Source organism: Vibrio sp. Vb1755 (genome assembly GCF_033338635.1).
Classification (GTDB): domain Bacteria; phylum Pseudomonadota; class Gammaproteobacteria; order Enterobacterales; family Vibrionaceae; genus Vibrio; species Vibrio alginolyticus.
Window position 1 is genome coordinate 145,484 of record NZ_JAWOTA010000003.1, and the last position, 22,619, is coordinate 168,102.

Annotated in this window: 18 protein-coding genes; 6 read left to right on the plus strand and 12 right to left on the minus strand. The window is 46.2% G+C overall.

Features of this window, described 5'->3' with window-relative positions; all coding sequences use genetic code 11:
- The first annotated feature begins 72 nt into the window (after window positions 1-72).
- The 4 genes from R7E00_RS05210 (at window position 73) to fecE (ending at window position 3,765) form a co-directional block, all read left to right on the plus strand.
- On the plus strand, window positions 73-996 hold the full coding sequence (locus R7E00_RS05210) for a Fe(3+) dicitrate ABC transporter substrate-binding protein FecB (protein ID WP_047102526.1): 924 nt from the start codon (window positions 73-75) through the stop codon (window positions 994-996).
- A 74-nt stretch (window positions 997-1,070) separates the two neighbouring features.
- Window positions 1,071-2,030: a FecCD family ABC transporter permease gene (locus R7E00_RS05215; protein ID WP_392404212.1), complete on the plus strand. Its 960-nt coding sequence runs from the start codon at window positions 1,071-1,073 to the stop codon at window positions 2,028-2,030.
- A complete protein-coding gene (locus R7E00_RS05220) occupies window positions 2,027-2,998 on the plus strand; it encodes a FecCD family ABC transporter permease (protein WP_047102431.1) in 972 nt (323 codons plus the stop codon). Before R7E00_RS05215 ends, R7E00_RS05220 begins: the two co-directional genes overlap by 4 nt.
- 2 nt (window positions 2,999-3,000) lie before the next feature.
- A complete protein-coding gene (gene fecE, locus R7E00_RS05225) occupies window positions 3,001-3,765 on the plus strand; it encodes a Fe(3+) dicitrate ABC transporter ATP-binding protein FecE (protein ID WP_005383457.1) in 765 nt (254 codons plus the stop codon).
- 117 nt (window positions 3,766-3,882) lie between these two features.
- Here fecE and R7E00_RS05230 read toward each other — a convergent pair whose 3' ends face one another.
- Entirely contained in the window at window positions 3,883-5,769 is a 1,887-nt protein-coding gene (locus R7E00_RS05230) for a methyl-accepting chemotaxis protein (protein ID WP_262606196.1), read from the minus strand.
- 364 nt (window positions 5,770-6,133) lie between these two features.
- On the opposite strand from R7E00_RS05230, the gene R7E00_RS05235 reads away from it, so the two are divergent.
- Window positions 6,134-8,884 (plus strand): M16 family metallopeptidase, encoded by a 2,751-nt coding sequence (locus tag R7E00_RS05235; RefSeq protein ID WP_213871306.1) that lies wholly within the window; start codon window positions 6,134-6,136, stop codon window positions 8,882-8,884.
- An 87-nt stretch (window positions 8,885-8,971) separates the two neighbouring features.
- Here R7E00_RS05235 and R7E00_RS05240 read toward each other — a convergent pair whose 3' ends face one another.
- Window positions 8,972-9,424: a bactofilin family protein gene (locus R7E00_RS05240; RefSeq protein ID WP_080773744.1), complete on the minus strand. Its 453-nt coding sequence runs from the start codon at window positions 9,422-9,424 to the stop codon at window positions 8,972-8,974.
- Window positions 9,328-10,281 (minus strand): M23 family metallopeptidase, encoded by a 954-nt coding sequence (locus R7E00_RS05245; RefSeq protein WP_005374721.1) that lies wholly within the window; start codon window positions 10,279-10,281, stop codon window positions 9,328-9,330. The genes R7E00_RS05240 and R7E00_RS05245 overlap by 97 nt, the downstream gene beginning before the upstream one ends.
- 427 nt (window positions 10,282-10,708) lie before the next feature.
- Between R7E00_RS05245 and R7E00_RS05250 the strand changes: the two genes are divergently transcribed.
- Window positions 10,709-12,463: a hypothetical protein gene (locus tag R7E00_RS05250; protein WP_017634495.1), complete on the plus strand. Its 1,755-nt coding sequence runs from the start codon at window positions 10,709-10,711 to the stop codon at window positions 12,461-12,463.
- An 81-nt stretch (window positions 12,464-12,544) separates the two neighbouring features.
- On the opposite strand, the gene R7E00_RS05255 is transcribed toward R7E00_RS05250, so the two are convergent.
- The 9 genes from R7E00_RS05255 to R7E00_RS05295 form a co-directional block, all read right to left on the minus strand.
- The gene (locus tag R7E00_RS05255) at window positions 12,545-13,189 is read right to left on the minus strand and encodes an START domain-containing protein (RefSeq protein WP_017820098.1); all 645 of its coding nucleotides are present in this window, start codon (window positions 13,187-13,189) and stop codon (window positions 12,545-12,547) included.
- 77 nt (window positions 13,190-13,266) lie between these two features.
- A complete protein-coding gene (locus tag R7E00_RS05260) occupies window positions 13,267-14,451 on the minus strand; it encodes a multidrug effflux MFS transporter (RefSeq protein ID WP_017820099.1) in 1,185 nt (394 codons plus the stop codon).
- Window positions 14,448-15,092 carry a recombinase family protein gene (locus tag R7E00_RS05265; RefSeq protein ID WP_047102429.1) on the minus strand — a complete coding sequence of 215 codons (645 nt, stop codon included), beginning with the start codon at window positions 15,090-15,092 and terminating at the stop codon, window positions 14,448-14,450. The genes R7E00_RS05260 and R7E00_RS05265 overlap by 4 nt, the downstream gene beginning before the upstream one ends.
- Before the next feature lie 146 nt (window positions 15,093-15,238).
- Window positions 15,239-16,246 (minus strand): LacI family DNA-binding transcriptional regulator, encoded by a 1,008-nt coding sequence (locus R7E00_RS05270; RefSeq protein WP_017820101.1) that lies wholly within the window; start codon window positions 16,244-16,246, stop codon window positions 15,239-15,241.
- 216 nt (window positions 16,247-16,462) lie between these two features.
- On the minus strand, window positions 16,463-18,196 hold the full coding sequence (locus R7E00_RS05275; protein ID WP_017820102.1) for a sodium:solute symporter family transporter: 1,734 nt from the start codon (window positions 18,194-18,196) through the stop codon (window positions 16,463-16,465).
- Complete coding sequence (locus tag R7E00_RS05280; RefSeq protein ID WP_262606197.1) at window positions 18,189-19,184, minus strand: ester cyclase; 996 nt, start codon at window positions 19,182-19,184, stop codon at window positions 18,189-18,191. Before R7E00_RS05280 ends, R7E00_RS05275 begins: the two co-directional genes overlap by 8 nt.
- A gap of 49 nt (window positions 19,185-19,233) precedes the next feature.
- Window positions 19,234-20,208: an ester cyclase gene (locus R7E00_RS05285; RefSeq protein ID WP_262606198.1), complete on the minus strand. Its 975-nt coding sequence runs from the start codon at window positions 20,206-20,208 to the stop codon at window positions 19,234-19,236.
- A 533-nt stretch (window positions 20,209-20,741) separates the two neighbouring features.
- Window positions 20,742-22,022, minus strand: a complete 1,281-nt coding sequence (locus R7E00_RS05290) for a TRAP transporter large permease (protein ID WP_262606199.1) — start codon at window positions 22,020-22,022, stop codon at window positions 20,742-20,744.
- Window positions 22,019-22,582, minus strand: coding sequence for a TRAP transporter small permease (locus R7E00_RS05295; protein WP_262606200.1), 564 nt, complete (start codon window positions 22,580-22,582; stop codon window positions 22,019-22,021). The genes R7E00_RS05290 and R7E00_RS05295 overlap by 4 nt, the downstream gene beginning before the upstream one ends.
- Window positions 22,583-22,619 lie beyond the last annotated feature (37 nt).

Below are 22,619 nucleotides of genomic sequence, written 5' to 3' on the forward strand. Positions count from 1 at the left end.
AGTCGCCAATTTACCTTGGCGACTTTGCCGATCTTAGGTACTGGAAAACACTTAGCACTGGAAAAAAGCAAGATGAAAAATAAAAAACAATTTACGATCAAACACTTTTCAACCGTTTTGCTGATGCTGTTGAGCTCAGTTTTTATGTCATTTTCCGCAAGTGCTCAGGTGCGCAGCGTGCAAGATGAGCAAGGCACTTTTGAGCTAGAAGCGATACCTCAACGTATTGTGGTTTTGGAGTTTTCGTTTGTGGACGCTCTGGCGGCCGTCGATGTCTCACCGGTAGGCGTTGCCGATGACAACGATGTCACACGAGTCATCCCTGCTGTTCGCGCCAAGATTGAACCTTGGCAATCGGTCGGCATGCGTTCACAACCGAGTTTAGAGGCGATCGCGGTGCTCAAGCCTGATATGATCATTGCCGATGCCGAACGTCATCGCGCTATTTATCAAGATTTGCAGCGAATTGCGCCAACTTTGCTATTAAAAAGTCGTGGTGAGACATATCAAGAAAACCTCGAATCTGCACAGAAAATCGGCGTGGCAATTGGCAAACAAGCGAAAATGACACAACGCATTGAGCAGCACAAACAGACAATGGCGGAGTTCAAACAGCATTTTGCAACACAAGAAACCATTCAGTTTGGTGTGGTTTCTGACAAAGGGATGTGGCTGCATAGCCCGGTTTCTTACGCTGGGGGCGTTTTGAGTACGCTGGGCATCCAAAGCCCGCTGGCTCCATCTGAGCAAAAAGCGTATATCCCAACCAGTTTTGAACTTTTACTAAAAACCAACCCTGATTGGTTGTTAGTTGGACTTTACTCTCAACCAAATATTGTGGATGAGTGGCGCAAAAACCCATTATTTAAGCTGCTAACCGCTGCGAAAAAACAGCAACTTGTTGAGGTCTCTCCTGAACTGTGGTCGTTAAATCGCGGCATGTTGGCTGCGGAAGAAATTGCCCGCAATCTTGAAGCGTTATTGGAGCGCTCATGAGTTCGGCGATAAGCTCGGAAAGCGCGTCTTCGGTTAGCAAATCGCATTGGAAAGCGAGCTTGTTTGTCTGTGCTATGGCGTTGTGTACGCTCTCAGGCTATGCAGCCTCAATGATTGGCTGGTCCAACTTTTCTTTGAGCGTTAATGATCTGACAAGCTATTGGTTTGCGTTTGATGAGGGCAATATGCTGCATCAAATCCTCGCGACGCTGCGTGCGCCTCGTGCCTATGCTGGGTTATTAATTGGCGCTTCGCTTGCGGTATCCGGAGTGCTGATGCAAGGATTAACTCGTAACCCTTTGGCGTCGCCATCCATTCTCGGCATTAATGCTGGTGCGGCTTGTTTTATGGCCTTGGCGTCTATCGGCGTACCATTCTTTAGTCAATTGAACCCAATCATCAACGCAGTACTCGGCGCGCTACTAAGTGGTGGTGCGGTCATGTTGTTGGGCGGTTTTTTCTCCGCGCGTTCTCACCCACTGCGTTTGGTGCTGGCAGGCATTGCCATCAGTGCGCTGCTGATAGGGTTAACTCGTGCGTCGGTAATTTTGGCGGATGACATGGCTTACAGCGTGTTGCATTGGTTAACGGGTTCACTCTCTGCGGTAGATTCTCAGCAGTGGCAGCAACAGTGGCCTTTTGCGACTTTAGGTTTGGTGCTCGCAATGGGATTAGCGCGAAACTTAAATTTACTCGCGTTGGGGGACGAAGTTGCTGTCGGGTTGGGTGGTAACATTCGTCTTACGCGATTAATCAGTGGTTTAGCGGTTGTGCTGTTGGCGGGTACTAGCGTGGCGATTGCTGGGCCAATTGGCTTTGTCGGGTTGTTAGTGCCGCACTTGGTACGCCCGATTGTTGGTCACAACTATCACATTCTCATTCCGGTTTCCGCTTTGTGTGGCGCGGCATTGGTGACGTGGTCAGATGCTTTATCACGATCGATTGCCTTTCCGGCTGAAACGCCAGTGGGCGTGATTACCGCGCTGTTGGGCACACCTTGCTTTATCGCGATTGCAATGAGGAAATCATCATGATGAATCAAACCAAACTGTTTGCATTAGTTGGATTGTTGCTGATTGCGTCTTCTCTCACGCTGTTTGTTGGCGCGGCGAACATGTCGGCTCAACAGGTTTTTGCATTACTGTTTTCTTTCTCTGACTCGGACTTTGTGATTCACCAATATCGATTACCGAGAATGTTGCTCGCCATTGGCGTGGGCGCTGGGTTGGGGCTGTCAGGCGTTTTAGTTCAAGGCGTCATCCGTAACCCACTTGCCTCACCAGATTTAATGGGGATAAGCGCCGGAGCAGGACTGGCGGCTACCGCTTGTTTGGTGCTGTATCCGAATGCGCCAGTGGCAATGTTGCCGATGGTCGCTATGGCGGGAGGCTTGCTTGCTGCTGGCTTTATTGCTGTGCTGGCTTACTGGTCGAAACCAACACCAGCACGTTTGGCGCTGATTGGTGTTGCTGTCAGCGCATTTTTAGCTAGCGGTATCGATTTTCTTCTGATTGTGCACCCTATTGAAATCAACACGGCGATGGTATGGCTAACCGGCAGTTTGTGGGGACGAAACTGGCAACAAGTGCCGTTTATTTGGAGTGCTTTATTGCTGCTACTACCATTGGCGTTTTGGCTGGCTTGGCGGCTAGATGTTATGGGACTGGGAGAAGAAAGCGCCACTACACTTGGCACGAAACCAAGACAGATCCAAATTATTGCGTTGATTGCTGCCGTGCTATTGGCGAGTATCAGTGTGTCTGTGGCAGGCACGATCAGCTTTGTTGGCCTGCTTGCGCCGCATCTTGCGCGTTTGCTGTTTGGCCACAACCACAAGTTGTTGATTCCAGCCGCTGCAACCCTTGGCGCTTTGTTGGTGATTTGCGCCGATGGTTTAGCGAGAGGCTTACAGCCACCAATTGAGCTACCAGCGGGAGTGCTGACATCTGTTATTGGCGCACCATATTTCATTTTTCTTTTGTATCGTTATAGAGGTTGGTAAGCATGTTACGAACGCAGAACTTATCCGTCGCGTACGGCAAACAGACCATCATTCCAGATCTCTCTTTGTCGATTCCTCAAGGTAAAATTACCGCGCTTGTTGGCCCAAATGGTTGCGGTAAATCGACACTATTAAAAACCTTGGTACGCATCAATAAACCCGCTTCTGGCCAAGTATTGTATGACGACAAACCTCTAAGCAACTACGGTGATAAACGCTTGGCGCGTTCGTTGTCTTTGCTGCCGCAGATTCTTGTCAGTCCTGAAGGTATTACCGTCAGAAAACTGGTCGAATATGGCCGCTCGCCTTATCTCTCTCATTGGGGCCGGTTAAGTCAACAAGACAAGACCTTAGTCGAGCAAGCAATGCAAGATACTGGCGTGATTGAGTTTGCTGACAAGCCAGTTGAATCGCTGTCTGGCGGTCAAAGGCAAAGGGCGTGGATTGCGATGGTAATGGCGCAAGATACCGACGTAGTGATGCTTGATGAGCCAACCACTTACTTGGATCTCTCTCACCAAGTTGAGCTGATGAAACTCATGAGGCAGATGAACGACAAAGGCAAAACAGTGGTCGTAGTGCTGCACGATCTAAACCAAGCGTGCCGTTACTGCGATCATTTGGTGGTGTTGGAAAAAGGTCAGTTAGTCACGCAGGGAACACCGCAAGAGGTACTGACAGAAGGTATGTTGGCATCGGTGTTTGATTTACAAGCGAGAGTATTTAACGACCCAATCTCAGGCACGCCGATGTGTGTGGCGGTGTAGGTTTACGTCTTTCGAAAGCTATCTGCAATAAAAACGTCGATCCATAAAAACAAGCCCCGCTAGTAACAAAGTCGCTAGCGGGGTTTGTTGTTTTTAAGAGCGTCCTTAATGTGGCGTTTAAGCCAGTTTAAATGTTGCTACTTTCGAGTTGAGATCCTCAGCTTGCGATTTCAGCTCAGCAGATTGATTCATCGATTCTTCGGCACCAACTACCAAGTGATCGGTCACATCTTTAATGGACGTGACGTTTTGCGTGATTTCATTGGTTACGTGCGTTTGCTCTTCGGCGGCGGTCGCGATTTGCGTTGCCATATCGCTGATCAGCGCAACGGCCGCGTTGATTTCATCCAGAGCCAGTGCTGCGCGATCAGCATCTTCCACCGAACCTTGCGCGAGCTGAGAGCTTGTATCCATGATGGCCACTGCGCGTTGTGTGGTTTGCTGCAAGGTCTCGATCGTCGAGCGAATCTCTTCGGTTGAGGTGTGTGTGCGTTGTGATAGCACGCGAACCTCGTCTGCAACAACGGCAAAACCGCGACCTTGTTCACCTGCACGCGCCGCTTCAATCGCCGCATTCAGAGCCAGTAAGTTGGTTTGCTCTGCGATGTCTCGAATCGTTGATAGCACGGTTGAGATGTCTTGCGCGTGCTGGTTGAGCTCACCGATGACAACGCTCGCTTGGTTGACTTCAGAAGACAAATTATTGATGGACGATTTGGAGTTGATCACCAACTCATGACCGTTTTGTGTGCTTGCTGAAGAGTCTTGAGCGGCTTTAGCCGTCTGCTCTGCATGTGCTGCAATCTCTTGCGTTGCCGATGCCATTTCAGTCACAGCGGTCGCCACCATAGTGATTTCTTGTTGCTGATGGTTCAGATCGGAAACCGATTGATTCGCGCGATTCGTGCTCAGCTCCGATTGTTGGCTCAGTTCTTCCGCTTGGTGACGAATGTGACCAATAAGTTGCTGCAAACTTTCAACGAACTGGTTGAAGTTTTCAGCCAGCTCACCAACTTCGTCACGGTTTTCTACTTTGATGCGTTGAGTTAGGTCGCCGCTGCCGTTTGCGATTTGTGCGAGCGCATTCGAAACGTTGTAGAGCGGACGGAACAAGATGCTACATAGCAGATTAAACAAAGCTACACAGATAACGACGACGATGGTGGTTGCGATGATCTGATCCCAAACAGCATCGTAGAGTGGGGCAACCAACGAGTTTTGATCTAACACCGTCACTGTTGTGAGCTTGGTACCCTCTATGTGGCGCGCGTAAATCACATATTCGGTGCCGTTAATAGAGACGCGATGCTCTGTACCTGAACGTGCGGCAGACGTAATGTCGTTGTTGTTGAGGCCTAGCTTGCTAACCGGTTGATTCAGCAGTTTACCGTTGTTATGAGTGAAAATATTGCCCTGTTCATTGGCAATAAACATATAACCTTCACCCGGTAGGATCACTTGGTTCAGACTGTTCAGGATATCACCGATCTCTACGTCAGCACCCAGAACGACGGTTTGACCATGCAATTGCAGGGCTTTACCGAGCGACACCACATTCGCACCAGTTGCAGCAGCAACGGTCGGGTTATCCATAAAGACTTTCGATGGATTGGCAATGGCGTTGGTGTACCAGCCCCACTTGCGAGGATCGTTATTACCTGGTGGCAAAACCACCCCATTAGCGTTGTCTTGTGACCCGTCCGGGTAAGCGAGGAAAACGTTATCGAACGCGCCAGAGTCTCGGACTTGTTTCAAATGCGTAACCAGAGAACGTTTCTCTGAATCAGAAGAGAGTGAAGTTAGTGCGCGCTCTTTAGAGAGTAGCCAGTCCTTTACGTATTGATTGTAAGATGCGCTAGTGCTTTCTAGTCGCTGTGCGACTTCGACATCGAGCCTATTTAATGAATCTCGAAAAGACAGCCCCTCTACCAGCACTCCCCCTAGAATGATGGCGGCACTGGCAGAGATTGCCAGTTTGTTTTTTAATGATAGATTTTTGAACATAAAGCGAATAATAGATCTTTGAATAATAGTTGTTGTGTTTTTATTCTCATCAGTGCTCTCTGCGCTGTTGAATATGCAGCAGAAAGTCAGATTCGAATCTGTTCAATAATTATATTTTATTGCTCAAAATAAATACTGACTCCATGTCGCGAATTTGAGTTTTACACCAAATAAGCAAAAGAATTTGGAACGATATTATTTATGTATTTGTAAAGTAAGGATTTGTCGATTTTTGTAAATGAGAATTGATTTCAATAAAAGGTGATCTTTATCACATTTGCGCGTCTGATAATCCATTAAAAATGTGAAGGTTATAGCACCGGATATATATTGATTAGCTTAATCATTGTTATGGGCAATCGTTATGCGCAGTATATTGTTAGTCCCCGCGTTATTAGTGTCAGGGTGTGCTCTGATACAACAGTCGACGCCGATTCAACCTGACGCCAACTGGCACGTGGACCAGTTATCGAACGGTATGAAATACCATCTTTATCCAACAGAAGATCAAGAAGTCTCGGTCCGTTTGGTGATGAATATCGGCTCATTCCAAGAAACATCTTCTCAAAAGGGTTACGCTCACTTTGTTGAGCATATGGCGTTTAATGGTAGTGAGCATTTTACCGGTAACGACGTTGTTAAACTTTTCGAGCAATCTGGTGGTAGCTTTGGCGCTGATATCAACGCTTTTACCAGTTATCAGCAAACGTCTTACCAACTTGACCTTGCGAATAATACGAAGCTAGAAGATGCCCTGAAGTGGATGAGAGATATCGGTAACGGACTTGAGTTTGCTCCTGAGCAAGTAGAGAAAGAAAAAGGGGTGATTCTCGGGGAATGGCGACGTGCTAATCCGGATGATAAGTCCTTTTCTATGCATGCTTACCAAGCCTCGATTGAAGGCACTATGTATGGTGAGCATGACCCAATAGGTACTCGCGAAGCGATTCAAAATGCTTCCTCGAGTAAGTTAAAGGCGTTTTACGACAAATGGTACCAGCCACAAAATGCCGAGTTGATTGTGACTGGTAATATCGACGTAGATTCACTGTCCAAGATTATCAAAAGCAAGTTCTCGAACTGGGAAAGTACCTCGGATACGCTAATAGAGAAGCGCCGTGATATTCGAGTGAACAACGAAAACAGAATCTTGCCAAGTAACACGATGGAATCACCAAGTCTTCATTTAGTGATTGAGCGTGGTCTAAGTGGCGGCACGACGATTGAGCAACAACATGAAGTGTGGCGTGATGAAGTAGCAACACAACTCATTCAACAGCGTTTGATCCGTGTACTCAGTGATGCCGCTGAACCTTTTCAATACGCTTATGCAGAGCCCTATTACTCTAACTATCAGCGTATGACGTCGGCAGGGATTTCGTTTGCACCAGATCGCCGCGAACAAATGCACCAGACTTTCATTCGTACCTTGGCGTCGTTGAGAGATTATGGTGCGACTCAATCCGAGTTAGATAGCGTTATGTCAAATTGGCAAGGTGAACTTGCAAATATTGATTCAGATTGGAGTCAGCGCAAGCCAAACAGTTACGCAGAAGCACGTGTTTTTCAAATTGGACAAGACAGTGTCAGCCAATCAAAAGAGAATTATGCCCAGAGTTTGGCAGAATTCATCAACAACGAGAATTTAGAGAGCATTAACACACAATTGACGGCTTTGTTATCTCAGCAGCCAAGCTTTTTTATTGGTTTGGGGAAAAGCGAAACGTCAGAACAGTTCAATGGTGTATTTGCCGCTCTAAACAGTGCCTATCTTCAAACTGGCGAAAAACCGTTAGAGATGTATGACAAAGTGGATGGATTCTTAAAGCCTACCCAGGAAGGCAGCATCACGAGCATGCGTCAGGAAGCGGGTGGTTTTCAAGTCTATACGCTATCAAACGGTGTCGAAGTGTGGTTCCAAAAAGATACTAAAGCGGGTGGTCGAGCGTATATTTACTATGCGAGCCAAGGTGGTAAAGCCGCTGTTGATCCGACGTTGTATGCCGCTTATGAAATCGCAGCAACAACGGCAATACGCAGTGGGTTAGGGGCATTTTCTGGTTCAGAGCTAGATAGCTACTTACGCAAAAACAACATTGCGCTTGGCGCGATGCTTGATGCGACCAGTCACGGAGCACAAATTACGGCGCCAAATACGCACCTAACTGATGCTTTGAATGGACTATACAACCTAGCGACGGAGATTAAAGTCGACGAGCGCCAGATGGCAGCAGCGAAGCAAGAGTTTAAACAGCAGAGCGGCGCTTTTTTTGAATCACCGATGGGAAAACTGATTCAAAAAGCAAACGGCAATTCTTATTTGCCGGGTAGTCGTCATCGTATAGTGTCCAGTGATGATGTTGAACAAGTGACTTCTGAGCAGATACTAGCGGTGCATGAGCAACTTTTCAAAACCAATGATGGTTTTAAGATGGTTATTGTTGCAAACGTAGAGCCGGAAGAAATTACACCACTTTTGCGTAAGTATGTGGCCTCTATCGAAATGAAACCGAGTCGTTCGATTGATTATCACGTTGCGTTTAACCCGGAAGTGCCGGAGCGAACTGTGGTTGCGGATGGGCATGAACCTTCATCGTTGTATGTAATGCGTTTGACTAATACGAGCGATTACCAACGTACGGCAAGAGACACGGTTATCGAAGATATTTTGCAACGTATTAGTAATGCACGTGTTTTGGATATTGTGCGAGAAGAGTCTAGCCTTGATTACAGCCCGAGCATTTACACCATGACACAAGATCGCGAACCCATCTCTGATTGGCTCTTGGAGTCTCAAGTCGAGCCCGAAGACGTGGCACTTTTAGAGAGTAAACTGGGTAAAGTGTTTGATGATTTAGCGTCAAATATTACCCAAAAAGAAGTGGATACGGCCGCGAAACAACTGGCAGTCGCGATGCAAGGATTGGATGACAACCCAGCACAGAGATCATGGGCATATGCTCGTTATTTGGTGCATGATTACGGCGTCGATGTGTTACTTGACGTTGAGAAAGTGGCTAAAAGTGTGACGTTAGATGAAGTGAAAGCGCATGCAAAATCAGCTTTTGGTCCACAAGCAAAACGCTCGGTGATGGTTTTAAATCCGGCCGAATAATCACGTAGTTTCTGACGAAAATCGTGGCAATAGTAATAAAAAAGACGGCGTGAAAGCCGTCTTTTTTAAGCACTTTAATCAAAGCTTTTATGCTGATTTACGCGCAAGTCGCTTTTCATTGTTGGTGTTGTTTTCTTTTGTGATCGCACTGTCTTGAGCCTTACCCTTTAACGTTACCACTTCCTTTTCAGGTAATTCGGCTGCTTCACCAAAGAATTTGCCACCAGGTTCAATGCTGAGGTTATTGCTCCAGATCCTACCGCTTACGCGTCCCTTGGCAAGCACTTGAATGTGTTCTGCGTGACAGTTTCCGTCCATCATGCCATTAATGATCAGCTGTTTAGCGTAGATTTCACCGTTTACTCGCCCGCTTTCTGCGACAACGAGAGTGCCTTCCACGTTAATTTGACCATCGACGATGCCATCAATCTGGACATCGTTTTCTACTTTGAGTTCTCCGCTAAGAGAACAGCCTTTGGCGATGAGAGTTGAAGCTGCTGAGCTACTCGTTGTTCCACTGTTTTGATTAAAGATTCCCATCGTATTCTTCGCTCCTTAGTAAAAATGTCTTCGAAATCATTAAGGCTCCAATCGACAAATGGTTTCGGATTCAGTGCTCGCCCAACAAATCGCACCTCGTAATGCAGGTGAGGGCCAGAAGAGAGCCCACTGTTGCCGGAAATTGCAATCAGCTGCCCTTTTTTGACGAACTGACCACTTTTTACTTTGAACGCTTTCAAGTGCGAATAAGAACTCGAAAAACCGAAAGAATGTTGCAGCCTGAGGAAGTTACCAGAGCCTTTATTACTGCGGCGGGTGACTTCCACTACCCCATCGGCAGGGGCATAAATTTTGGTGCCGATATTTACGGCAAAATCGAGCCCACGATGCATCTTGGCAACTTTTGTCACCGGATGGATACGCTTACCGAATCCGGAAGATAGTCGTACGTTGCCGACTGGAGAGCCACTTGGTATTTGGTTTAATAACACCATGCGAACGTTTGAGGTTATCGCCGCTGCATCGAGCCTAGCATCCAAGTTATTTGTCGAGGTATGTTCTCCAACCCCAAGCACTTTCTCTAATTCACCCAAACGTTCCGAAACAAGTTGTACCCGTTCTTCCCGTTCTGAAAGGTCATTTTCTAGCTCTGATTTAAGTGTTTTCAGTGTGCTGAGCTCTTCACCCATGGTGCGTGAATGCTCTGTCAATTCAGCTTGTTTTAACGCTGCATTATCAACGCGAGTGTACAAGTGATGAATTAAGATTACGGTCGCGGCCAGAGCAACAACAAAAAAAACGAAAAACGTTTTTATGTTGCGTTGCATCCTTTTACTGAAGTACCAATGTCTTGAGCCATTGATAGTTGATATAGAGATCGTCAACTGGTCTTTCATCGTCTTCTATTGCTCGTATTTGGTATACGTCTCGTCACTGAGTTAGTAGGAATGTAAGGAAAACGAGTAGGGACCGCCAGAGGCAAATTGGAAAGAAGTGTCAGGTCGTGAGGCGTTTTCAGATATTAGATAAAAGACTCAATAAAGATTTAATATTCTGCTGATTTTGGTCGTAATTACTCCAAATCGCTTCATTTAACTGAATATTATGATTTTTAAGGCGGTTATCCGAGAAATTGGATTGTGAATATTGCCAATAGCATCCGCACGCAATTCAACTTACTTCACGGTTTGCCTTATAAATGTTGGATAATTTATCAAACCGACATTCATTACATCGATAACTTGTTTATGATAGCGGTTGATATAAAGCACTATTCATTGGCTTTAAACCTAAGCGTTACATTTCGTTTAGGAACACATAACTATGACAACGGAGTTGGTCGTGAAAAAACTACTATTGGCTACAGCAGTGGTCGCAGCAGCAGGGGGCGCTGGCTACCTGTACCAAAACAATACTACCGCGAGTGATGCAGGCTCACTGTTAACGCAAGTTCCTGCAGATTCACTTATGGTGACGTATCAGACAGAACCTTTTAACCATTATAAATACATGAACGCATTCGGTACGGCGAATCAAGGCTCGATTGCAGAACTTTTTGCCGATGAACCACTGTCTCCACAACAGCAGTTTGCAGTTAACTTATTCGATGGGTACCTAGAGAGTGCTGCGTCGCCAGAAACATTAAAAGCTTATTTGGGCACCGGGGAAAACATTAATCCTGTGTTGTACACAATTGGTATGGTACCGGTGTACAAAGTGGATATTGAAGACCCTGCCGCGTTATGGAAAACACTGGATCATGAAGAGCAGATGAGCGGCGCTAAGCATGAGTTGGTTAAGCTTGGTGAAGTCGAGTATCGTCGTTACGAGATGACTGATTCAATTGACCCGCAGGACGGTATTGGCTTGGTTGTAGCCGTGGTTGATAACGTGCTTACGTTAACGGTTGATGTTCCGCAACTGGGCGTTCAAAACCCGATTAAAATGGCATTAGGGCTTGAAGCACCAAGTCAAAATATTGCTGACAGTGGACGCCTTGAGGCGTTGCAAGCCAAATACGGTGAAAACAACAACTCTTTTGGTTACTTTGATCATCGCGAAGTGATTAAAGGTTTGACGACGAAAGATGGCAATATGTTTGCTCGTCAAATCAGCACGTTGGATGCAATAGATCCTGAACCAACGATTGAGGAAATGCGTTCACCAGCCTGCCATACTGAGCTTACTCAAGTTGCAGAAAACTGGCCTCAGTCCGTCGCGTTTGCAGAATACAAGATGAAAGGCGATCAGGCGTTCATTAAAGGTTCTTTTGTTGTTGAGTCCAACAATAAAGTGATTCTAGATGCGCTCAAGTCGATTCGTGGTGTATTGGCTGAGTCTAAAAGTGATAAGAGTTTCTTTAGTATGGCGCTTGGTTTAGACATTAATACTCTAGCGCCATCGATTGGTCAGATTTGGGCTGACTTGACCCAGCCTCAATATCAATGCTCTTTATTGACACAAATGCAGCAAGAGATGGGCGGCCAGAATCCAGCAGCCGCTGTAAGCATGGGGTCAGGCATGGTTAATGGCCTTAAAGGGTTAAGCCTGCAAATGTTTGATATCAAAGTAGATACTAATGCTCAGCATGGTGAAGTATTTAGCCAGCTAGATGGTATGTTGTCTCTTTCTGCCAATGATCCAATGATGCTTATTCAAACTGCGCAAATGTTCGTTCCTGAACTTGCTCAATTGCAAATTCAACCGGATAACCAACCTGTTAATGTCAGTGACCTATTAGAAATGCATACTGGCATGAAGGTGGACGTGTTTGCTCGTCTAAACGAAAACCATTTCACCCTTTACAGTGGTGATAGTGCTGCGGAAGCAAGCAAAGAAGTGATGGCGCAATCACTTTCTCCAAATGGCTTGTTCAGCTTTGATTTTGATTCAGAGCGTATTTTGGAAGTGTTAGAGAGTGCGTCGTCAATCACTGGGGAGCCGGTTCCGGATGATGTTGTCAAAAGCTTACAAGGCGAGCTTGTTGGTGGTATGACGATGGACGTGACAGACCAAGGTATTGGTTTTGAGTTTGATTACCGCGGTGCAACTAAACCTGTAACGGTTGCACAGCAGTAACACATTGCGTAGAAAAAGGCGGCTTGAAGCCGCCTTTTGTTATTATGTACCGTATTAAAAAGCGAGTGGGAAGAGCGACGCTTACTCATCTATTTGAGGATGAGAGTATTGCTGATATTCAGGTAACTCTTTTCTTAAATTACTAAATGTCGCCCATGCACTTTCTTTTGAGAGTTTGTTGATCAGCCAGTTTGGCAATAGACCTCCGGGGTCAGCAAACGCCTTGTATTCCACGAGTGTTGTATCGTTTGTGAGTTTTTGTAACTCCCAAGTCGCATCAACCGAGCGAATTCGAACATAACCATTTTGTTCAGCAAGATATGAGTCAGGTGCGCTTTTGATTTCTATCGTGAATCCCAGCTCATCGACCCAGTACTTTGAGTAGGTGACCATATCCCGATTTTTGGCAGGCCATGGTGCTTTAAACTGGGTGTAAACGATGTTCTCGGTGGCCGATATCTGATTTAAAACCCGGCTATGACTGGCATTGTCAATCCAGTTCGGGATATTGTCACTGTCTTCCAGTAGCGTTAAAAATGCACCATAGCTGGTGGGTGTGAACATCCGGGCACGGATCTCAACTAAACCGTCACTATGTTCTCGGGAGTAAATTGTGATTCCATTCTTGTCACTCTCGAACTGCCAGTTCTCGTTGGCGCTCGCATCAGTGCCAGCGGATATCAATGTGGCGAGTGTTAAGGCGCCCATTCTTAAATGCAACATCATGTTAGTATCCGCCAACTTTTCCTAAATTTAAGTTTATACGATTTGTCGTAACTATAAGGACAATAGTATGTTTTTTGTTATCGTTCTGAAGGTTGCTCTGCACTGAAGCCACGTTGAATGTTGGTGAAGGTAAGCGATGCAAATATTACGATAACGATCGCTAGATGCCATGCTTGACTCAATCCAAGCTGCACCAGAGTTAAGCTGACCAATGAGGAGACGACCATTTGTCCACCACCAGACATTGCCGCTGCGGCACCTGCTTGCTTTTTATAAGGTTGCATTACCATCGCTTGTGCACAAGGTAGGGCAATACCATTACCCAAGATCATTAATAGCTGTCCTAGCATCAGAAATAGAGGCTCAACAGGACAGAAAAATAACCATATTGCGGCAGCGAGGTGAAGAAATGGGGTGCAGAGCAGCATTTTTTTATTGCCAATAATTGGCCTTACTCGGTTACAAATCGTGGTACCACATAACATACCCAAAGCGGGAATGAGCGCCCACATCGCGTATTGAGCGGAGGTCATGCCAATTTGATCTTGCATGATAAATGGCATCACAGAGACTGTCGTAATCATTAAGCTGAAGTTTAACCAACTGATACTGGCGAAGCTCATAAAGTAACGAGACGTAAGTAAGCTCTTGTATTGGAGTAACATTTTTCGGGGTGACGGAATGACAGAACGTTTTGTGATGGTTTCTGTGAACTTAAAGGCGATGATTACCCAAGCCAGCGAGACATAGCCCAACAGAGAAATAAACACCATACTCCAACCGAAGTGGAAGTTGATAAAGCCGCCAATCACAGGTGCAATAAGTGGCGTGATTGAAGCCGCCATGGCGATGTAAGACATTGCCACTGGGAGTTCATCCCCGCTAAATCTATCTCGAGTCGACGCCCTCGCGAGTACCGCGCAGCATCCTGTACCTAACCCTTGTAAAAAGCGCCCCATCACCATCCCTGTAAATGTGTCACTGAAGAAAATAATTATCAGCAGACCAGACATCGCGATGAGTAAACCGGTAAGTAATACTCTTTTTCGTCCTAAAGCATCTGACACTGGCCCGTAGATAAATTGAGAGGGGCCGAAGCCGAGCAAATAAATACTCACAAGCAGTTGAGCTTGGTCGAGGGAGATGGAAAAGTCTTTTGCTATCCATGGCAAAGAGGGCATAACTAGCCCCATGCTCAACTGGCCAACGCTAATAATAAGACAGGCGAGTAGTATAGTATGAAAGTTGATTGGGCGACTCATGACTGGTCTCCATTCAAACAACCTTTTTGGCGTCGTGAGCTTAAGCCGCCTTCGTCATCCACTTCATTTAGCTTTGCTTTGACCCGCTTCACAGTCGATAGACTGACTTCGCATTGCTCTGCTACGTTTTGCAATGTGTAGCCTTCTAGCAGTAACGTTGCGATCTGTTGGTGTTTGGTTTTGTTTGCGGGGCGGCCGCGAAACTTCTGTTTCCATAATTCTGGCTGCTCTTTAATGGCCTGTCGCCCTTGCTCTGCGGCAAACAGGCGATGTTCAGTCTGCACTTTCCCATATCCAGATAACACTGTGAGTAGTGTTTGAGTCTGAACAGAACCTGGCTCAAAAGTTATTGATTCACATACAGTTTTCAATGTTACCCCTTTATCGAGTAGCATTTTTATCGTGTTCAATGCTTGACTAAAGTCGCGACCAAATGCGGTCAGCCACCAGAGCACAATCGTATCCCCAGCTCTGACGGAATCGAGCAGTCGTAAGAATGCCTCTCTCTCGGTTGGAGGCATGCAACCACGAACCTTATCCTCAAAATGCTGAGCTTCGGGCGCAAAAGCTTTTAGAGTATTAAGGTGCTCTTGGTAAGCTCGATTTTTTGGCGAATAACGAGTGTAAAGATACGTGGTCATAAGGATTATGAGCCTCTTTTTGTTTGGTTCATATAGTGTAATAGCTCATAAATATACATGGGTTCATTAATGCTTACAACACTAAATGAGCCGTTTGGGAGTCAGAGGCAAATAAAAAAGCCAACCGAATGGCTGGCTATAGCTATTTAAGCTTTTGTTGTCTGGCGCTCGATTAACTTCACTGGCACCATCATTTTTACTAGGCTGCCGTTTTTCGTATTAATTTGATCAACAATGATCTTCACGCACTCGCGAGCGAGGCGACGGAAATCCTGGCGGAACGTGGTTAATTGATAGCTTAACCATTCTGTCTGAGGAATATTATCAAAACCAATGACTTGTAAGTCCTGAGGAATCCTCAACCCGCATTCTATACGGGCGATATCCATGACCGCCATCGCAAGGTTATCGGTTGCACAGAACACCGCTTCAGGCCGATTTTTGTCTGCCAGTATGGCACGGACTTTATCAAGTGAGCTCGCGTAGTCATAGCTGGCTTCAATGATGCGTGGCGTCTTGCCGGTTAGGTCTTCAAATTCAGAGCAGAAGCCGCTTTGACGTTCGTCATTCGTAAAGGTTGGCACTTCTCCCGTCAAATAAACCGCGTTCTTCACGCCACTTTTGTGCAGAAGTTGCGCAGCTTGTTGGCCTGCTTCGTAGTTGTCACTGATAACGTAGCTACTCCTAGTACCTTCAACAACTCGTGCGTATTGAACAATTGGGATATTAAACTCTTCACATTCTTCATAAAGGGACTTATTGAAGGTTGCGGAAGCAGCAATGACACCATCGACGCGATACTGGAAGATATTTGGGATTGAGTGGCCCTCTTCTTCATCCACTTGCCATGGAATCAATACGGCAGAATAACCTTTTTTCTGTAACTCACTGGAAATTAATTGCAGTGTTTTCATATGGATAGGGTAATCCGCATCAGGAAACACCAAACCTATCAATTTCGATTCGTTTGTGGTCAGGCTACGTGCAAAGGCGTTAGGGCGGTAGTTAAGGGCTTTAGCCGCTTCAAAGACTTTTTGCTTGGTCTTTTCGGATACTGAGCTACCCGGAACAAACACGCGCGATACAGTAGATTGAGAGACGCCTGCCATCTTTGCCACATCTTTTGATGTGACTACGTGTTTAATTGATTTCATGAATAAAACTTAGTTGCCAGTAATTGAGGTCATAAGACTAGCATAAATAGGTACGTATTCATAAATGTTCTAACGGGTATCCTAAGTAGAATAATGGCTTTGGAGTATTAAAAAGCAAAATGTGGGTTAACCCATTCGATTTGCTTTGAGCTAGCACTAGAGCTAGAGCGTAGATACTGTCCGTTTGTTGGACGTACAGTATCTACGTAAAGAACATTAATTTGCTTGTTTGACTGCAACTTTACGTTTCGGGGAGAGGAGTGAATACCCCATGTATCCGATGCAAGCGGTTGCGACAAGAATAGAGCAGCCACGCATAAAGTTAATCAGCATAGGAGCGTTGTCGGTAAACGCGTTGATCCCCCAAAGCATCACGAGAGAGAACACAAACATCACTAGTAAGCCATAACATGGAGCATCGATTTTGCCGGGAACGACATACCAACCATCTTCCTTGATTGGTTTATTTAGACGAGCATATTCCGCTTGCTGGCCTTTCACTGTGTAAAGATGCATTTCATCTTGTTTACCCGTCAGGAGAAGGCTAGCAATGTAAGCAACAACGGCATTCACAAGGACGCCAATCACGCAATACCAAGGCCACGCAATATCGGTCGCAACGGCTACATACCAAATCACCAAGAAGCTAGCAGCAACGCCAATCAACAAGCCTTTTTCAGTAATGTGTTTTGAGTAGAACCCAAGGACAAACATACAGAAGCTCGCACCGACAAAGTAAGAGCCTGCCTTACTCAGCACTTCCAGTACCGAGCCGGTGCTGGTGGCAAACATGATCGCTGGAATGATGACCAAAATCGCCCACGCCACCGTGAAGAAACGCGATACCTTTAAGTAATGCTCTTCCGACTCGTTTTGCTTGTAGAAGCGTTTGTAAAAGTCAGCCACAGAAACGGTCGCCATTGAGTTAAAGGCGGAATCGAGACTCGACATACTTGCCGCCAGAATCGCAGCTGCAATGATGCCCATCAAGCCTGGCATTCCATATTCACTCGCGTAATGAAGAATGATGGTGTTGCCATTTTCAAACTCTTTACCGTCGTAATAAGCGTTGAATAGGACGCCAAGCAAGATAAAGACAAAGTAAATAAAGAAGGCCACGTAGCCCATCATCAACATTGCCTTTTTCGCATCGCCCATGTTTTTCGCGGCCATACAACGTTGTACCATCATTTGGTTACCACCATACACGGTGGTGTGGAACATGGTCATTGCGATAACGCCGGCCCACACCGTCGTTACTTGGCTTAGGTCAAAACTTGTTTGTAGGGCATCTGTCATTCCTTTCGCTTTGAGTTCTGCCATTACCTCCGTCATCGGGGCAGGCATGCCATTCCATACGGCTTCGATGATGATGAATGCGCCAATAAACAAGATCACAGCTTGAATCACATCGGTCCAAATAACGGCCGCGATACCGCCCATAACGGTATAGATGAGGGCAATTGCAGTGACGATCATGATGCAGTACATCACGTCGATACCAGTAATAAACTCTAAAATCATTGCTGTCGCATAGAGTACCGCTGCCGAGCTCAATGCTTGTTTGATAAGGAAGATAAACGACAATGTCAGTCGTGAAGCCTTGCCGAAGCGTCGCTCTTGATACTCGTAGATAGAGGTTAAACCGTTGTTGTAGAAAAACGGCATAAATACAGCCACGATGAAGAAGATCACGAGTGGGTAATTGAGGTGAATTGCGATAACCGATAGGCCTTCTTTGTATGACCAAGCCGGCCCACCAAGAAACGACATAGCACTGACGTAAGTACAAACGACTGAAATACCGATCGCCCACCAAGGAATGTTTTTGTCACCCAAGGCGAATTGGCTCGCAGAAGTCACTCGCTTACCAATTACCGCGCCCAGAACTAACGTTAGGGCAATGTATCCGCCAAGGATGCTCCAGTTAAGAGCGCCAAACTCATGCATAATTAGGTCCTTCTAACTGTTCTTTCATTTGTGCAAATACGTCGTATCCAAGTTGCAGCAGGATATGAACGATGTCGATCGCCACCCAGTTTTCCTTCAGTAAATCGCCTTCGCGTCGCCAAATGTCCATAACGCGAAGTTCGATGTGTTTTCCTGTCGGAGCAAGACCGAGCCAGCCACTGTGACCAGTATGAGTACCATGCATATGTGGCCAGCCACCTGTGGATACGTAGTCATTTTTAGCCAAAAAATTGACCTCAATATCGACACTTCGATCAGGGAAGGCGAACACGAATGGTGCTTGGTGGTGGTTACGGAAACCTTTGATGCCGCGCGTCGTACCAATACCTGCTGGGCCGTACCACATAAAGTCACTATGCCAGTAGTTTTCTAAATCCATCGAGAAGAGATCTTGACCATCAAAACGACCCAAGCAAGACAGCATATCTTCGACTAATTGGGCGCTCTTCTCACTTTCTTTCAGAGACACAACAGAATGTTGGATACCGTTTGACGTCGCAGGAGAAGGGACTAAGCCATCGTGGCCTAAGCTTTTTCTAAGAGGGTTGCTTCCCGCTTGATTCATCGCATCGATGAAGTCTGGAATCATGTATGATTCGGTGATTTGGTCGTTCTCCACACACACCATTTCGGTGTAACGTAAGTAGAGTGTTTTCCCTGTTGCAGGGATGCCAAACAGTGGCTGTTCAAACGTACCGACAAAGTAACCAGTAGAGTTGTACCAAGTGCGGCCTTCGTATTCGCCGTGCATCACAATCATTGGACGGCGTTCGGCATCAGGTAAAGCATTAACAAGTGGTGAGAGGAAAGATTCGTGGGTTGCATCTGGGCCATTGAGATCGTTCACAGGGTGCGCCACGCACCATTTTACGTCAGGGTTCAAAGCTTGCAGAGCGGTCTGTTTTTGCTCTTTATCTGCGGCGTTGAAGTAGTTCTGGTAGAACTGTTCGATGATGTTGAGTGACATATTGCTTCCTTACTGTCTGTGATTTGAATGAATAGTGTTTAATCAGCCGTTAGCCTTGCTGTAGCAGGATTTGCTTCCAGATTGCGGTCTCGTCAAACAAAGTGAATTCGCGACGAAGACCCCAAGGGCCAAACTCAGCGTGGCTGATCCCCATGATGTAAACCTCTTTCCCCGAAGGCTTACCAAACATCCCATACCCTTCATGCTTACCATGCAAAGACCAACGAATTGCAGCGCGTGGTGACATCATGTCGTCATCTCGGCCGATACGATGGTGAACGGAAAATTGAGCATTAGGAAAGGACGCGCGAAGTGCCATCCAAAAATGGTCAACTTCCGAGTGTGATAGGGCAGTTTGACCGCCTGTGTATTCGCCGATACAAGCGCGATCGTATTCTTTTGGTACGGTAGAGAACTCGGCGTTCATAAGACTTCTTAGAATCGCTTCGTAACGTTGGCCGTATTCATTGTCATTGCCTATGCCCAAATAGGGGCCTGGAATATCGGCTTTAGGTGTTAATGGAAATGGGCTTGATTCCACGCCACCCTCGAATTCGATTTGCTGGCGTGCAAACTCTTCTGATGTCATGCCTAATTGCTTCGCGATATCGGCTTGATCGCGAACCAACCATTCGTCATTGATTTGGTTATTAATAGCGTGGCAGTCCGCGATAATGCGGAAACGAAGCTTGCGGTTCGAAGCTTGTCCATAGAAGCCGTTTCCGCTGTGCGTTGCGGTAGAGATGATTCGATGAGAAGAAAGCATGCCTTGCTCTGGCGTACCAGACCAAATGACATCTTCGCCATAGAGAGTTCGATCCGGAAATTCCGCTAGCGTCGCCATCGTAGCACTGATAACTCCCTCGTTTCCTTGGACGATAGAGAGGGGAGTGCGAACAACAATGTCAGGAGAGTAGTAGTGTTCCAAGGTGTTCAAACCTCGATCTTCCCATATCTCTTTTGTGATACCAAGAATGTAGTCGGGAAAGTCACGCCACTTTTCATCGAAGCCAACCATGGCCATAAATCACCTCCTGAGTTGAATAGTTATGTATTGGATTAAAATTGATTACGTATCCAAAACTAACTCATGTTGCAAACTTGTCAATGGATTGTTTGTGTGGTGTGTAAATAGCGTGCTGATGATCAGATTTTTAACAATTGATCGAAAAATAAACACGACAAATGTGGTGTTGTAAGAAAATTCTGAACTTTGTTGAGTGAATTTATAGGCAGGATTAAGATGCATTTTTTGTATGAATTTCTTTCTAATGCTCTGTTTTTAATGATTTAACTAGGGTGGTTGCGTTTGTTTTAAAGAAATAGTTAGAGCAATCAGTACTTAAGATGCTTTTTGTTATCGCTCTATGGGAACCTTCGTTATTTTTCTCTGTTTTGGTGCAAGTCTTGCCAAAATGAGGCAAGGGCGAGAGTAAATTGCATACGAATGCTAATTGCTGTAAAGCCGTCACTAGCGCCTGTAAAAACAAAAAGAGCCACTAGAAAGGTGCATACCTAGTGGCTGGAGAAATTATTACGGGCCTATGAAGTTTGGGTTCAGGATAAAAGCGCAGGCAGCGATAGAGAGATGGCAGGGATGAAGGTAATCAACATCAAGGCCACTATCATTGCTCCAATCCAGCCCATAATGGCTTTAGAGAGCGACTCTATTGGTACTTTGCCTACCTGACTTGCCATAAACAGGTTGGCACCCAGAGGAGGCGTAACAAATCCAATGGCCAAGTTCACGATCATTACGATACCAAAATGAACGGGGTCCATGCCGAGTGCTGACGTAATGGGTAGCAGAATTGGCGTGAGAATAACAATGGCGGCCAGCGTTTCCATAAAGGTACCGACAAGCAACAACAGGACATTGATGCAAAGCAGTATCAGAAGTTTGTTTTCGGTAATCGATAGAATGAACTGAGCGATCTCTGTTGGTAGACGTTCTAGCGTCAATATGCGGCCAAACGTCACGGACGCACCCACAATGACGAGCACAGCGCCAACTAACAGTGACGATTCTAGAATGATTTTCACCACTTGCGCTGGTTTGAGTTCTTTATAAACAAACATGCCAAAGAACAAGCCATAGAGCACACCAATGGCGGCTGATTCGGTAGGCGTGAAAATACCGGAATAGATGCCACCGAGAATGATAACGGGTAGTAGCATTGCCCAACTGGCTTCTTTTAGCGCATCAAGACGCTCTGCCCAAGTCGCTTTGTGCTCGTTACCTGTGTAGCCCCGTATTTTGGATACAATTAGACAATAGCCGATCAATACCATACCGACGACCAAGCCAGGAATGATGCCCGCCATGAACATCTTGGTGACTGAGACCTCAGCTGTGATCGCGTAGACGATCATCACCACAGAGGGTGGAATAATGACGCCAATCCCGCCGGAAGAGGCTATCAAAGCTCCTGCAAAACTACGGTCGTAGCCTTTCTTCACCATAGAGGGAATCATCGTCAGGCCGATAGCGGCAACGGTGGCAGACCCTGTACCAGAGATGGAAGCGAAGAACATGCACGCCACAATGGCGACGATGCCAAGCCCACCAGTAAAGTGACCAAAGAAGACCTCCGCCACATGCAATAATCGTTTTGAGATCCCTCCTTGGCTCATGAGGTTGCCTGCCAAGGTAAAAAGAACGACGGCAAGGAGAGGGAAGGAGTCGAGCCCTGTCACCAAGCCTTGTACTAAGAACTCGATGTTAAGAAAGGGCAGGCTTAATATCGCGACCATACTGGCTGCCGCCAGAGCAATACCAACTGGAACGCCAATGAGCAGAAGCAGACCAAAGCTGCCAAATAAAAGTGCAGATGTCATGCGTTAAGCTCCAATAGTCGGTTAGAAGTACGATACTTGGCTTTAAGATGGCGATAGCGTTGGCGTGAAAAGCGTATCCGTTCGCTGGTATTGGATAGAGCGCTAGTGCGTTGATAAATGCTGGTTACCAAGCGCACGCAGCTTAAGATTGCGCAAACCAAAACGGACGCATACAGGCAAGCAATAGGTATTTCCATTGCGGGTGCGATCTGACCGAGTTGCAGGCTTCGGTTGATGACCTTAAATCCAAACCAGGCGACAGTGGCACTAAAGGCAAGGTAGATAAGATCAGAGGCAATCAAACTGAATTGCGTCCAATTGCCCGGAAGTTTATCGATGAACACACGAATACGGATGTGTCGATCATCTCGGATACAGTAGCTGATGCTCAGGTACATCGCCCATACGAATAAATAACGAGCCAACTCTTCAGCCCACGCGATCGTTGCGTCAAATAGGCGTAGTGCGATTTGCAAGCACAGTAAAGTTGTCATCGTTGAGATCGCGATAACGATAAGGGTAGGTTCTAGGTATTTGTCTAGTAAGCGAAACCACTTCATATTCACCTCCAAAACGGAAAGCACGACCTGTTTCCAG

Bases quoted from the DNA above. Each gene is read 5' to 3' on its own strand.
- R7E00_RS05210 (WP_047102526.1), top strand. From the start codon at position 73: ATGAAAAATAAAAAACAATTTACGATCAAACACTTTTCAACCGTTTTG.
- R7E00_RS05215 (WP_392404212.1), top strand. From the start codon at position 1,071: ATGGCGTTGTGTACGCTCTCAGGCTATGCAGCCTCAATGATTGGCTGG.
- R7E00_RS05220 (WP_047102431.1), top strand. From the start codon at position 2,027: ATGATGAATCAAACCAAACTGTTTGCATTAGTTGGATTGTTGCTGATT.
- fecE (WP_005383457.1), top strand. From the start codon at position 3,001: ATGTTACGAACGCAGAACTTATCCGTCGCGTACGGCAAACAGACCATC.
- R7E00_RS05230 (WP_262606196.1), bottom strand. From the start codon at position 5,769: ATGTTCAAAAATCTATCATTAAAAAACAAACTGGCAATCTCTGCCAGT.
- R7E00_RS05235 (WP_213871306.1), top strand. From the start codon at position 6,134: ATGCGCAGTATATTGTTAGTCCCCGCGTTATTAGTGTCAGGGTGTGCT.
- R7E00_RS05240 (WP_080773744.1), bottom strand. From the start codon at position 9,424: ATGGGAATCTTTAATCAAAACAGTGGAACAACGAGTAGCTCAGCAGCT.
- R7E00_RS05245 (WP_005374721.1), bottom strand. From the start codon at position 10,281: ATGAAAGACCAGTTGACGATCTCTATATCAACTATCAATGGCTCAAGA.
- R7E00_RS05250 (WP_017634495.1), top strand. From the start codon at position 10,709: ATGACAACGGAGTTGGTCGTGAAAAAACTACTATTGGCTACAGCAGTG.
- R7E00_RS05255 (WP_017820098.1), bottom strand. From the start codon at position 13,189: ATGATGTTGCATTTAAGAATGGGCGCCTTAACACTCGCCACATTGATA.
- R7E00_RS05260 (WP_017820099.1), bottom strand. From the start codon at position 14,451: ATGAGTCGCCCAATCAACTTTCATACTATACTACTCGCCTGTCTTATT.
- R7E00_RS05265 (WP_047102429.1), bottom strand. From the start codon at position 15,092: ATGACCACGTATCTTTACACTCGTTATTCGCCAAAAAATCGAGCTTAC.
- R7E00_RS05270 (WP_017820101.1), bottom strand. From the start codon at position 16,246: ATGAAATCAATTAAACACGTAGTCACATCAAAAGATGTGGCAAAGATG.
- R7E00_RS05275 (WP_017820102.1), bottom strand. From the start codon at position 18,196: ATGCATGAGTTTGGCGCTCTTAACTGGAGCATCCTTGGCGGATACATT.
- R7E00_RS05280 (WP_262606197.1), bottom strand. From the start codon at position 19,184: ATGTCACTCAACATCATCGAACAGTTCTACCAGAACTACTTCAACGCC.
- R7E00_RS05285 (WP_262606198.1), bottom strand. From the start codon at position 20,208: ATGGCCATGGTTGGCTTCGATGAAAAGTGGCGTGACTTTCCCGACTAC.
- R7E00_RS05290 (WP_262606199.1), bottom strand. From the start codon at position 22,022: ATGACATCTGCACTTTTATTTGGCAGCTTTGGTCTGCTTCTGCTCATT.
- R7E00_RS05295 (WP_262606200.1), bottom strand. From the start codon at position 22,582: ATGAAGTGGTTTCGCTTACTAGACAAATACCTAGAACCTACCCTTATC.